This window comes from Muribaculum intestinale, assembly GCF_002201515.1.
Taxonomy (GTDB): Bacteria; Bacteroidota; Bacteroidia; order Bacteroidales; family Muribaculaceae; genus Muribaculum; species Muribaculum intestinale.
In genome coordinates this window covers 879027-892751 of the sequence record NZ_CP021421.1, presented here as the reverse complement: position 1 = coordinate 892751, position 13725 = coordinate 879027, and the positions used below count along the sequence as shown (strand labels likewise).

Annotated in this window: 8 protein-coding genes; all 8 read right to left on the bottom strand. The window is 53.5% G+C overall.

Features of this window, described 5'->3' with window-relative positions:
* Positions 1-44: 44 nt before the first annotated feature.
* The 8 genes from ADH68_RS03760 to glpB all read right to left on the bottom strand — a co-directional run bounded on the left by ADH68_RS03760 (position 45) and on the right by glpB (position 13691).
* Complete coding sequence (locus ADH68_RS03760) at positions 45-1820, bottom strand: SusD/RagB family nutrient-binding outer membrane lipoprotein (protein WP_068959740.1); 1776 nt, start codon at positions 1818-1820, stop codon at positions 45-47.
* Between the two features lie 28 nt (positions 1821-1848).
* Positions 1849-5031 (bottom strand): SusC/RagA family TonB-linked outer membrane protein, encoded by a 3183-nt coding sequence (locus ADH68_RS03755; RefSeq protein ID WP_235606685.1) that lies wholly within the window; start codon positions 5029-5031, stop codon positions 1849-1851.
* Positions 5032-5579: 548 nt separating this feature from the next.
* Positions 5580-7082, bottom strand: a complete 1503-nt coding sequence (locus tag ADH68_RS03750) for a sulfatase-like hydrolase/transferase (RefSeq protein WP_068959742.1) — start codon at positions 7080-7082, stop codon at positions 5580-5582.
* Between the two features lie 133 nt (positions 7083-7215).
* The gene (locus ADH68_RS03745) at positions 7216-8442 is read right to left on the bottom strand and encodes an anaerobic sulfatase-maturation protein (RefSeq protein ID WP_068959743.1); all 1227 of its coding nucleotides are present in this window, start codon (positions 8440-8442) and stop codon (positions 7216-7218) included.
* 94 nt (positions 8443-8536) lie between these two features.
* Positions 8537-9334: a glycerophosphodiester phosphodiesterase family protein gene (locus ADH68_RS03740; RefSeq protein ID WP_068959744.1), complete on the bottom strand. Its 798-nt coding sequence runs from the start codon at positions 9332-9334 to the stop codon at positions 8537-8539.
* A 129-nt stretch (positions 9335-9463) separates the two neighbouring features.
* Positions 9464-11002: an MFS transporter gene (locus ADH68_RS03735; RefSeq protein WP_068959745.1), complete on the bottom strand. Its 1539-nt coding sequence runs from the start codon at positions 11000-11002 to the stop codon at positions 9464-9466.
* 125 nt (positions 11003-11127) lie between these two features.
* Positions 11128-12426, bottom strand: a complete 1299-nt coding sequence (glpC, locus tag ADH68_RS03730; RefSeq protein WP_084273890.1) for an anaerobic glycerol-3-phosphate dehydrogenase subunit GlpC — start codon at positions 12424-12426, stop codon at positions 11128-11130.
* Positions 12423-13691, bottom strand: a complete 1269-nt coding sequence (glpB, locus tag ADH68_RS03725) for an anaerobic glycerol-3-phosphate dehydrogenase subunit GlpB (RefSeq protein WP_068959746.1) — start codon at positions 13689-13691, stop codon at positions 12423-12425. Before glpB ends, glpC begins: the two co-directional genes overlap by 4 nt.
* Positions 13692-13725: the final 34 nt, after the last annotated feature.

The following is a 13725-nucleotide window of genomic DNA, read 5'->3' as shown; positions in this document are numbered from 1 at the left end:
CCCCACAGGGACGGTGAATTTATCTTCAGTTTAATCGGGGATTATTAGAAGTTAGCTTCATTTTTGTCCCAGAATACTCGTGTAGCCTGCTGGTCGGGTCCGCCGAGAGCCTGGATACCGCTTGTGGCGATGTCATCCATACCGGCCTGAAGGTCGCCGTGGGGGAGAGGCAGACGGCGAATGAGGTCACCGTCGGAGAGAGAGCCGTCGCCGAGGTTGGGATTGAGCACGGGGAATATCTTGGGATACCCTGTGCGGCGTATGTCGGTCCATGCTTCGTAGCTGTAGGGGAAGATGGCGATATACTTCTGGGTGATGATTTTCTCGAGCTTGGTTTCGTTGTCGTCGGAGTCGTTCCACTTCACGCCAATTTTTGTTACGCTTTCGATGTCGTTGTTGTGATCCATCGGGTCGACGTAGGTGAAAGGTACGGCGTTCTCGACTTGCATGTAGTCGTCAAGATATGCCTCGTAGTTGCCTGTCGGCATGCTGAAACGGTCGCCGCAGTCGGCATTTTTGATACCACGCTCGTAGAAAGACTGTGCGGTTCCGCCCATGCTCCAGCCGCGAAGTGCGCCCTCGGCACGGAGGAAGTCTACTTCAGCCCACTTCATGGCGTAGATAGGCATCCATTCGAAGTCGTCTCCCTCAAACTGAGAGTATGCCACACGCGCATTGGCATAATATGCCTGTCCGCTCTCCATACGTATACCGGCTCTCAGACCGTAGATTCCCGAGTTTTTGTTTGTAACAGAGCCGTCGGCATTGATGAGATCATCAGTGTTGTTGCCTATCATGTAGTTTATATACGGATGCTGCAGTGAGGTGAGCATACTTACAAACGATGCATTCACACGGCTGTCGTTCCAACCCGACATAATCATTTTGAGGGGATGTGAGCCCATGAATCCGGTATTTGCGTTCATGCCGATTTCCTGAGCCATTGATTCAACAACACCCGAGGCTACAGCTTCTTCAGCCAGTCTCTTGGCTTCAGCCGGGTCGACTTTTACAAGGTGCATTGCCATACGGAGTTTGAGAGAGTTGGCAAAACGGCGCCATGTGTCAATCTGCTGGTCCTGTGTCAGTTTGTCTGATTCGAAAAGAATATTATTGATTTCAGCACGATACCAGTCGGGACGGTTGGGGAAGTTGTCGAATACAGCTACGATATCATCAATGTTCTTGAGTATAGAGGTATAGATGGTGTAGCCGTCATTGAAGGTAAAGGGGTTTGTCTCCTTGTTGCCTTTGTGGTCCTGATATGCGATTGAACCGTAGAGGTCGGTACACTCCTGAGCCACATAATCGAACAAGAGAAGGGCAATAGCCTTGATTTCGACCATCTCGTTGGTGAGGTCGTTGTTGAGAAGGTTGCCGAGGTTGTTCTTCATCGAGAGGAAGCGTCCGTGGGGGCCTTCGCAGAAGTCGCGCTTGTAGCTGTAAGTGGTTGGGAAACTACCGTTCCAGCTTTGGTCGCAGGTAGTATAACCTGCGTAGGCGTCAGTGGTGAGGTTGAATACATACTGCCACTGGTGAGCGCCTGGTTCCTCTCCATTTTTACCACCCATGAGATAGTACTGGGCGGTAATTAGCATGTCGAGGTCGTTTTTAAGAGCTTTCTTGATCTCAGGGAAATCTTCTTCTGCTACGACATCCTTGATTTCAAGGTTGTCGGCATCTCCGTGGAGAGGCTCGGGACGCAGAGTGACGTCGGTCTCTTTATTAAACTCGTCGGACGGGGTATCGAAGTCCATACATGCGGAGAACGTTACCAATGGAAGTGCCGCGAGTGCGTATTTTAATATATTCAGTTTCATTTTTTATTATAATCTGGGTGGGTGGAGATTAGAACTCAAGTTTGAGGTTGAAGCCATAGGAGCGGGCAGAGGGCATGTTGAAGATGTCAAACGCGCCGAGACCGTTCTTGGTAGAGAGGGCGATGTCGGGATCGGAGGGACAATCCTTGTAGATGAAGAAGAGGTTGCGACCGACAGCCGAAACTGTGAGGCCCTTGATGGCGCCCTTGAAGAGGTTGCGGAGGGTATAGCTTACCGAAACCTCGCCGAGGCGGAAGTTGGTGGCGTCGTATACATACTCGGATGCAATCTGCTGGCCGCCTACAGTGTTGTAGTAGTCCTCGATGGGAACGAGTGTGCCGTGGGCGTACATACCGGGCTTGCGGGTCTGTCCGTCGGCCGATACCCATGTGAGCTTTTCGGGGTTGGCTTCATAGGCGAGACGTGCGTCGGCTGTGCGCTTGGAGATACCGGCCTGGTCTAGGTAGGCCTCGGTGAGGGAGATGAACTTGCCGCCGATACGGCCTGAGATAAGGAAGTAGAGCGAGAGATCTTTCCAGCGTACGGTATTTGACCAGCCGAGGTTCCACTTGGAGTTCATGTTGCCAAGGTATACGTAGGATGTGCCTTTGACGGGGGTGCCGGCCTTGGGGTCGATATAAATCGAGCCGTCGGCGTTGCGGCGGAAGTCGAGGGCATAGATATCGCCGTAGGAGCCGCCCTCTTCATAGCGTACTGCGATAGAGCCGTTGGCGATGAGCTGCTCCATCTTCGAGGGGTTGCCCTGCTCGTCCTTGAAGGTCTTCTCGATCTTGTTGTCGTTGTAGGCAACGTTGAAGCCTGTCTTCCACATCCAGTCGCGGCCGGCGAGGATATTGTAGGAGATTGATGTCTCGATACCCTGGTTGCGGATAGAGCCGGTGTTTACGGGTTTGGACTTGCCGCCGGTTGTGGCTGCTATGAAGTAGCTGTTGGTGAGGTTGGTGTTGTAGTAGGTGAGGTCCCAGTTGAGGTTGCTGTTGAAGAGCGAGATGTCGAAACCGGCCTCAAATGATTTGGACTTTTCGGGGAGGGGGTTGTCGAAGTAGCCGTAGGTATTGGTGGCGACTGCGCCGGTGGCGAGATTGGCCGAACCCTTGGCGAACACTTCGTTGGGGATAGAGTTACCTACCTCAGAGTAAGAGGCGCGGAGCTTGAGGTGGGTGATTACCTCGGGGAGTGTGAGATAGCGGTGAACGAGGGTGTTGGCGCCGAGTGACCAGTAGCCGTAGTGGTCGGATGTGCCTCGGTCGGCAAACTGCTTGAACGCACGGTACCAGTCGATACGGTAGCTGCCTTCGAGGTAAACCATGTCTTTCCAGCCTACCTGGCCTGTGAAGAACCAACCCTTATCCCAGTTGGACGACTTGCTGTAGCTGCCTCCGTTGCCGCCCGACCAGCGTGCGGTGGGGTCGAAGTAGTTTACGAGAGTAGGCATTTTGCGCATCGAGAGGGGCTCGAAGTATGTGGCCTGTGTCCAAATTTTCTGTGTGGTACCCTTTACGGTGTGGCCTACCCAACCGGTAGACGCCGATACGGAGAGGGCCTCGGCGAAGGTCTTGTTGTAGTTTGCCATTACGTCAATATACCAGTCGTTACTTGAGTATATGTCCTGGCCGTAGATGCCGAAGTCTTCCATCTGGGCTACGTTCTGTGTGGTGGCGTAGCGGTTGGTGTAGCCCTGGAATTTTGAGCGGTCGATGTTGAGACGTGCCTGTACCATAAGGCCGTCGATAATCTGGTAGCTTACGGTGGCGGAGCCGTAGACACGCTCTTCGGTCTGCTGGCCGCGGTTCATGTGGGTGAGCCAGTAAGGGTTATTGTTGCCGGCCATCGGGTAGGCCCAGATCTGCTGGGGACCTTCGAGCATTGTACGGCCAATTACAGACTTTCCTGAATTGTCGAGATAAGTGATGTCGTTTGACTCCCACTGTCCGTTCCAGTTGACATAGTTGTCGCGGTAGTAGTCCATGTCAATGTTGCCGGGCACACGGTATAGGTCGTAGAGGGGGTTCATCACGGTGCCGCCGCCGGGACGGTTCTTGTTTTTGGCGGATACGTAGTTGATAGAAACGTCAATCTTGAGTTTGTTGTTGATGAGATTGTAGTTCTGACGGAATGAGAAGGTGTTACGGTTGTAGGAGTTGTTGGGCACCATACCCTGTGAGTTGGAGTTGGCATACGAGAAGTATGAGCGGACTTTCTCTGTACCTCCGGAAATTGATACGGAGTTGTTCCAGGTAGTTCCTGTGCGGAAGAAGTCGTCGACGTGGTCGGATGTGTAGTTGCGTAGTTTTGCGTTGGCGTAGGCGAGCTCGGCTTCGCTGTATGTGCCGATGCGCTTGCCCCATGCGCCGAGCGGCATGTTGATAGCCTCGCCGGTGGCGGGATTGACATTGACCTTGGAGCCGTATATGTTCTGGAGCTCGGGTGTAGAGAGGGGCTTGTCGAAGGTCACGTTGGAGTTTACAGTGATGCTGATCGAACCTTCTTTACCTTTCTTTGTTGTAATCATAAGTACACCGTTGGCGGCAGCGGAGCCGTAGAGTGCGGCAGCGTTGGCACCCTTGAGCACGTTGATGCTCTCGATGTCGTCGGGATTGATGAGCGAGAGCGCGTCGCCGCCTTCGGACGAACCTGAGTAGCCAAGGCCGCTACCGCTGTCCCAGTTGGACTCGGCCGACTTGCCTACCTGGTTGGTCATGGGTATACCGTCGACAACGATAAGCGGGCTGTTGTTGCCCATTACCGACTTGTTACCGCGGAGAAGGATTTTAGAGGTACCGCCTGCACCACCTGCACTCTGTGTGATGGTGACACCCGATACCTTGCCGTTGAGGGCGTTGACAAAGTTGGCGTCCTGGACTTTCATGAGGTCGTCACCTTTGATTTCCTGGGTGGCGTATGTGAGAGAGGATTCTTTGCGCTTGATACCGAGAGCAGTTACCACGACTTCGTCGAGGACCTTACTGTCTTCTTTCAGGACTATGCGCATGGGCTGGTCGTTTTCAACTTTGATTTCGGTGGTGGAATAGCCGATGTAGCTGAACACGAGTGTGTTTCCTTTGGCGGCTTTGATAGAGAAATTACCATCGAAGTCAGTGGCTGTACCGTTGGCGGTACCCTTGACCATGACACTGACACCAATCAGCGGTTCGTCAGTGCCATCGTAGACTGTTCCGGTAACGGTCATGGGGCTTTGTGCCCAACCGATGAGAGGAAGCAGCATTAATACAGAAATTAGCAGACGTGTTATCATGCAAGTCAAGTTAAATTGTGATATGGGATTAATATTAGAATTTAATGGCTGAATTGAGCTTAACAGACGGGATTCAAATTACTAACTTTTTCCGAAGGGATGGTCAGATTTAAAGGCCAACTTTCCGAAGAATTGGTCAGGATTTATAGCTAACTTTTCCAATGGTATGGTCAGATTTTAATCACATGTGAACGCAAATATAGTACTAAATAATTAACAACTTTTCACCCCCCCTATTTTATTAAATATAATTAACTTTTGACAATAATAAAGTTAATTTTTGTATACGAAATCGATTGCTTTTTGTATACGAAATCGATTGCTTTTTGTATACGAAATCGATTGCTTTTTGTATTTCGGCACGTTGCAGACATGAAAAAAAGCCACGGAGTGCGAACCGTATATCGGTGCGTACTCCGGGGCTTTATGTAAAATAGTGTTGGCCGCAGATGCAGCTATGAGTAGTTACGTTACTTATGTACTTAGTTGTTGACAATCTTGCCGTCGGTCTGTGCGGCGAGACGTTTCTTGAGGTCTTCGAGCACTTCGGGATACTTGTCGGCCACGTTGGTCAGCTGGGCGGGGTCGTCGACGAGATTGAACAGGGCATACTCTTTCAGGTTGCCGAGCTCGTTGCCGGTAACGTTGCGTGCTTTGCCCTTGTAGGGAGGTATCATCACCCACGGGCCGGTGCGGAACGCTACCTTGCTCTTGGCTTCGATAACGAGGTCTTTGCGGTTGGATGCTCCTTTGCCCATGAATGCGTCGAGAGTCTCGATGCCGTCGAGTCCGGCCGGTACATTACCGTCTACCATTTTGGCGAGAGAGGGGAGGAGGTCCATCTGGCATACGAATTCGTCGGAGTTGAGCGGGGCGATATGTCCTTTCCAGTATACGAAAAGGGGGATGTGTGTTCCGCCGTCGAAGAGACTGTATTTTCCGCCACGGCGTCCGCCTGTGGGGCTGTGGTCGCCTACTTTCTTGACAGCTTCGTCGTAATATCCGTCCTGGAGCACGGGGCCGTTGTCGCTGGAGAAGATAATCATGGTGTTGTCGAGGATACCCTCTTTCTCAAGATGGTCGATAAGCTGTCCGACACACCAGTCGGCCTCAACTATAGCGTCGCCGCGGGGGCCCATGGTGGTGGAGCCGGCAAAGCGTTCGTGGGGAGCGCGCGGCACGTGGGGCTCATGCAGACCGTAGTAGAGGAAGAAGGGCGCGTCGGCATGTGCGGTGATGTAGTCTTTCACCTTTCCTACGAAATAGTCGGCCATGTCTTCGTCGCGCCAGCGTGCTGCTGTCCCGCCCTTCATGAAGCCGATGCGTGGGATGCCGTTGACGATGGAGTTGTTGTGGCCGTGGTGCCACTTCATGCGCAGCATTTCGGGGTTGTCGATGGCGGTGGGTTCTCCCGGGAAGTTTTTCTCATAGTCAACCTCGATGGGGTCGTTCTTGTCGAGGCCCACTACATCGCCGTTTTCGATATATACGGTAGGCACGCGGTCATTGGTGGCGGCAATCAGACATGAGTAGTCAAATCCTATCTGGTTTGCTCCGGGCTTTACGGTCTTGTTCCAGTTGATTTTACCCTTGCCCATGCCGAGGTGCCATTTTCCGATGGCTCCGGTGGCATAACCTGCCTCGCGCATCATTTTGGGGAGGGTGAACTCATCCTCGCGGATAATCAGGGGGGCGTCGCCCGGGAGAATCTTGGCATCGGGGTTTTTCCAGGGGTACATGCCTGTCATCAGGGCGTAGCGGCTGGGAGTGGAAGTGGCCGATGTGGCGTAAGCGTTGTTGAAGCATACGCCTCCACGAGCGAGTCGGTCGATGTTGGGGGTACTGATGGTTTTGGAGCCGTAGGCGCTAACGTCGCCGAAGCCGAGGTCGTCGGCAAGCACGACAATTACGTTGGGCTTGGACTGGGCGGCCATCCAGGCTGCGCCAGCCAGCATGGCTGATACGAAGCAGGAGAATTTTCGCATTGTTTTCAGGATTGGTTTATTGGTTAGAAAATTGTATAGATATTTTATATATGACGCCTCAGCGCGATAATATGCTAAAAATCGGTTAAAATTTATATTACACAGACGTTTAGCGCTATTCTGCCGTGATTTGTCAGAATCGTGCGTTCATTACGTTGGACGGTGGCCGCTGATTGTCGAGCTCGTTTTTCATGAAGTCCATGTAGGGGGCTACATGTTCGAAGAAGCGGTAGTAGCCCTCGCATAGATAATTGAGGCCCGGCTCACCGTCGGCGGTGACTGTGAAGCGGTTTTTGGGGCATTCGCCGTTGCATGCAAACAGGTACTTGCAGCGGCGGCACTGACCGGGGAGGGAGTCGTATTTATCGGTGCCGAATTTCTGCTGCCGGTCGCTGTACATCATCTCGACGAGTGTCTTTTCGCGGATGTTGCCGAGCTTGTATTCGGGGAATACGAAATGGTCGCAGGAGTAGACATCGCCGTTGAACTCCATCACCCCGGCGTGGCCGCATGTGCGCGCCATGGTGCATACGCCGGGCTGCACGCCGGCCCAGTTGGCAAGCGTGGAGTCGAACAGCTGGATGAAGTATTGTCCCACATCGTTTTTCACCCATTCGTCGAAGATGGTACACAGAAACTCGCCCCACTGCGCGGGCGATACCGAGAAGTCGGCCAGCGGGGCATCGTGTGCATCCATCGGCGAGGCCAGTGTGCGCCCGTCGGTGTGGGGTATGATGCGCTCTACAATGGGGGTGAACTGTATGTATCGACATTCGATTTCCTTGAAGAAGTGGTAGAAGTCGAGCGGATAGTCGGCGTTGAAGTCGTTGACCACGGCGAGGGCGTTCCATTCTACGCCATGTTTTTTCAGCAGGTTGATGCCGCGCATCACCTTGTGGAACGATGGCGCGCCGATGTTGTTGCGGCGGTACTCGTCGTGAAACTCCTGTGGGCCGTCGACCGATACGCCCACAAGCCAGTTGTTGTCCTTGAAAAATCGGCACCATTCGTCGGTGAGCAGTGTGCCGTTGGTCTGGATGGAATTGTCGATTACCAGTCCGCCGCCATATTTTTTCTGCAGCTCGATAACCTTTTTGTAGAATGACAGCGGGCGCATGAGGGTCTCGCCGCCATGCCAGCTGAAGAGTATCTGCGGCATCGACTGCGACTCGATATACATCTTTATAAAGCGCTCAAGCATGTCGTCGGACATGACATGGCGCCGGTCGGCTGATGCGTCCTTGTATAATTTTTTTTTCTCGAGGTAGTAGCAGTATTCGCATGCCAGGTTGCACGACGAGCCGGCGGGCTTGGTCATAATATAAAGAGGACGGGCGAAAGGGGTCAGGACTTGTTCCATAGGGTAGAGTGGGATTGTTAGGGGGCTATTTGAGAGAAGAGCGTGTTTAACGGATTAAACACGCTCTTCTGCTATAACGTAGCGGCCTGGGGGTTTATTTCTTCTTTTTCTTGGAAGTCTTGGCAGTTTTGTTGCTGTCGGCAAGCATCTTCTGCACTCTTTCCGGATAGTTGGTGGTGATGTAGTCGACGCCGTGGTCGATGAAGAACTGTATGTCCTCGGGCTCGTCGACTGTCCATACGTTGACTTTCAGACCGAGTTTCTGGGCCTCCTTAATCCACTCGGGATGCTCGCGCAGCGCCTTGATTGAGTAGTCCATGCCTGCGAGGCCGAGCTTCTTGATTTTTTTCGGGGCGAGGTCACCGTCGAGATAGTAGATGGGCACACCCACGGGGAGCAGTTTCTTGAATGCCATGCAGGCGTTGATGGAGAATGCGATGATGTCGGTGCGGTTGAGCAACTGGTACTTCTTAAGAGCGTCGACAATCTTTGCGGCCATCTCGTCTTCGCGCGATGGGTCCATGAGCGACTTCATTTCGAGCACTACGCGTGTCTTGGGCAGGTTGGAGCATTCGGCAAGGTATTCGTCGAGGGTAGGCACGGTCTCGCCGTTGTCGAGGCGTATCTGCTGCACTTTGGCGTAGGAGTCTTTTTCGAAATGGGCGCCCTTGAATTTGCGGTCGTGGTTTACGACAAGCTGACCGTCGGCCAGCATCCATACGTCAAACTCTGAGCCGTATACGCCTACCGAGTCGGCTTTAACGAGCGATCTGATTGAGTTCTGAGCCGAGCCCGGAGCAGTCCAGTAGCCGCGGTGTGCTACAACCTGCTGGGCCGATGCAGCTCCAGCAAAGAGAGCCAGGGCGGCGCTGATAATTGCAATGCGTTTCATTTGGAGATGATATTATATTGTGTGGTTAGAATCATGTGATGTATATATTATGATGCGCGAATCCCGGAATGTCCTAAACCGGATGTCATAAAATATACATTTTTTTGTTTACTCGTCGGTTTTGGCCGGTCAGTCACCGTTGATGGCGATGTTCTCTTCGGCTTCAGCCACGTTCTTGGCCTCGGATGCGTAGAAAGCCTGCGAGCGGGCGTATCCGTCGCGAGGAGCGAGCCACATGGTGGCGAATGTTACTGCGCCGAGTATGCCTACACCGATGATGAGATAGAACACGGTGTTCCAGCCGTAGGTGTCGGCGATGATGCCCACGCCGATTGCCGACAGGAACGAGCCTACATAGCCGAATATGCCGGCCAGGCCGTTGGCGGTGGCGGCAGCTTCCTTGGTGGCTTGGTTGGCCGATCCGATGCCGATAAGTGCCTGCGGACCGTAGATGAAGAATCCGGCGCCTGCGAGCAGTGCGATGGAGCCTACTACAGGCATGTTGGGGAAGAGTATGAACAGGGTCATGAATATTGCAGCGGCAGCCATGCAGACGAGGCACATGCGGTGGGCCTTTCCGTTGAAGATATGGTCGGTGGCCCATCCGGCGGCGATGGTGCCCACGATGGCGAAGAATTCAAAGACGGCTACTGACCATGCGGCTGCCTCGATGCTCATGCCGCGCGATTCGGTCAGGAACTTGGGACCCCAGTCGAGGATACCCATGCGCATCACATATACAAATACGTTGGCGATACAGAGTGTCCAGATCCAACGGTTGGTCCATACCATTACCTTGAGGAAACGGCCATGTGAGGGATTTTTTGCGCCGGAGGCTGTGCTCTTGCCGGTCTTTGTGCCGGGGAGTTCGGGCAGGCCTACCGACTGAGGGTCGTCGCGGAGACCGAAGTAGAGCCATGCTGCGCCGAATACGGCGATTACAGCCGGAATCCAGAAGCACCACTGCCATGCATCCCAGTGCCGGGCATACTGGAGTATCTGGTTCATGCCTTCGGCTGTCGAGGGATCAAGTTTAAGGTTGGCGGCCACACGGTTGATGATTTCAGGGTTGTTGCTGAGGTCGGTACCCATAGAGCCCATGATGTAGCCGCAGGCGATTACTGCAGCTCCAGCACCGATGGAGTGGGAGGTGTTCCATATCGACATCTTTGTGGCGAGTTCCGATGGATGTATCCAGCAAGGCAGCAGACGCGCGCACGGTGGATATCCCACACCTTGGAATGCCTGGTTGAGCACGATTGTGATACCCATCACCAGGATGAGCATATTGATGAGGTCGGGCCCTTCCGACACACCTGTTATCCATGCCGAGATATTTACACCCCAGCCGAATGCGAAGTTGCTGAGCGCGCACAGGAGCAGGCCGATGGCCATGATGGTGCGTGCGCTGAATTTGTCGACGATAAAGCCGTTGGCGAAGCGTGAGAATCCGTAGATGAGCGAGCCGATACCGATTACGATACCGAAACTGGTGTTGGAAATACCGTACTGCGCAGTGAGGCCGGGCATCGCAAGTGAGAAGTTTTTGCGAACGAAATAGTAGATGGCATATCCTATCATCGATACTACGATAGTGCGCAACTGCCATGATTTGAAGCGCTTGGCTACATCCGGATCCCAAGACGCGTAAATGTTGTTCTTTTCCATTGTTAGAAAGTGTTTTTTCTGAATAAATGGTGAGAGGGGTGGTATGATTGAAGGCGTTGTCTTATTGATGATGACGGGGAGAAAGCATATGTCGCAGACACTGCTTTCTCCCTGTCGGTTAAGGTTTACAATCCGTTGAGGCGGCGGGTGGCCTCAATGTCGAGAGCTTCGGCGAATATGCTTATCGGATTGTCGACATGTACTCCCGTCGACATCTCAATCTGCCATTTGCAGGTCTCGCAGTCGGTGGCTACGCTGTCGACTCCGGCATGGGTAATCTGCTCGAAGAGCGCATTGCCTATCTGCTGGGAATAGTTGTAATTCTCCTTCTTGAATCCGTAGGTGCCGGCGATGCCGCAGCATACCGACTCCAGTGGAACGAATTCCAGCCCGGGTATCATTTTCAGCAGGGAGGTCGAGTAGATGGCCCATCCGAGTTTTTCCATGTGGCATGGAGTGTGGTATGCGACTCTGCGCTTGAAATCAGGGCGGAAAGCCACTTTCACTTTGCCCTTGTCGATGAGGTTGTATACAAAGCGAGTGGCGAGTTGTATATGGTCACGTACGTCGTGGGTGTCGATGTCAAGTATGTGGTGATATTCGTCGCGCATGGTAAGCGTGCATGTCGAGCTGGTTGTAAGCACTTCCAGCCCTTTGGCCACCGACTTGCGTATCGACTCGAGGTTTATGTTGGCGTCGCGCCGTGCCGCATCCACAAGGTTGTTGGCTATTTTGGCCACACCGCAGCATTTCTCCTTGTCGAGCAAGTTTACACCGTAGCCGATAGCGTTCATCACCGTCACGAAGTCTTTGCCGAGCTGCGGATAGTTGTAGTTGACATAGCATCCGTGGAAGTAGCTCACCTGGTTGGCGTAGCGGCTTTGCTCGGGAGCATGGCGCTTGAACCATGATGTGAATGTCGTATGGCTGTATGACGGGAACTGACGGTGCTTGTCGATACCCATCACCTTGTCGAGCACGACCTTCATTGGCTTGAGGTGCAGCATTCCGTTGACAATCGGGGCGAACGGAGTGGCCATGGTGCCTACAAAGTCGGTCGACGCGAGCATCTTGTCGCGGAGCGACGGCTTCTTCTTGCTGTAGTGCAGACGGGCCGACTGAATGATGTCGCCGATGCGCACGTTGGATGGGCAGGCCACTTCACATCGCTTGCAATTCAGGCAGTATTTCAAAGCCTCGTCGTAGTAGAAGGGCTTCTTCAGTCGGTAGCGTTCGCCGTCGGGACCGGCCTGTTTAGGTCCCGGAAAGTCGGGATTGACCGGCGTCACGGGGCAGTATACCGTGCAGATTGTACACTTTATACAGTCCTCGAAGTTGTTGTCGCTTATATTTGCTGCCTGATAGCAGGGATTGCTGAGCGACTGTACGCGGGCTTCAGCAGGATTTATTGCAGGTGTGCTCATTGCTTTCCTCCTTTCTTGCTGTTTAATATCTGGTCGGCTACCTTGAAAGCGGTCATCAGTGTCACTCCGGCGCCTGACTCCTCTTTGAGGGCATTGCAGCCGCCGATTACAGCGCCTGCGGCAAAGAGATTGTCGAGAGTCGAGCCCTTGTGGCTTACGCGGAGCGAACTGTCGGTAGCTATGCCGTAATGTTCGAAACGCTGTTCCTTGTAAAGGTCGGGGTCGCACCACTGCGGACGGTTGGGGTCGGCCACGACATCGAGTCCGAATATGGGTTCGTATACGCTGTCGGGATTGGCCTCGAGTCCATGACTCAGGAATGAGCCGGATGCGATTACGAAGTTGTCGGCAGCCAGAGGCATGTCGGCAAGGTTGGCGGTGTATATCTCCTTCACGCGTCCGCCGTCGATTGTGCCGCGGGTCACGATGTCGCCAAGCAGGTAGGTGCCGCCATGCTGGTGAAACCATGTGCGCAGTTTCATCTGTGCCCTCATGCCGCCTACCGACATCGGTATTGTCGAGATGAACCTTACCGGCACTTTTACCTGCTCTTGTAGCAGCCTTATCGGCGACTCGTCAAACATACCGATTACTGCCGGCATGATTACAGTAGTAGCGTCTGTCTCGTCGATAAACCGGTTGATATGGCGGGCTACGTCGCGGAGTACATTTCCGTCGAGCACACGGGCGATATTGGTGGCACGCATCTCGGTGGCGCTCTTGCGCAGATGCTGCAGGCTGTCGAGGGTGAATGTGCGCGACTCCACTTTCAGTCCGGCCTTTTCAAGGCCACGTGAAAGGAACTGAGGATAGAAGTCGAGATATCCCTGGATATTTACAAGTAGCGCCTTGCCCCACGACAATGGCGCAGGACTGTCGGCAGTGGCGTATCCTTCCATCGACAGCCATGCCGGCTTGAGCATCCCTATCGGGGTGAGACGGTAATGGTTGCGCTTTTCGTCGCCGTGTAGGGTCACGCCGACCTCTTCAAACAGGGGCTTGACCTGCGGTATGTACTTTAATATATTGTCGATTCCTACCTTGCTGTAGGGATGTGTCTCAGGCAGCCCTTTTATGTAATCGAGAGGGTTGTCGGTGATATCCTCGCCGTTGTGGCGTCCGTACAGTCCGAATGAGCCCGAGTTGAAGTGGAGCGCGCTCTGTCCGGCTGAAATCACGGCCACTTTCTGCCCCTGGCGCAACAGGTTTATGCCTGTGACGAGGCCGCCCATGCCGCCGCCTATTATTATGGTATCGTATCTCATGTGTATGCAGTTGGCTGAATTTGGTTATCTTCTG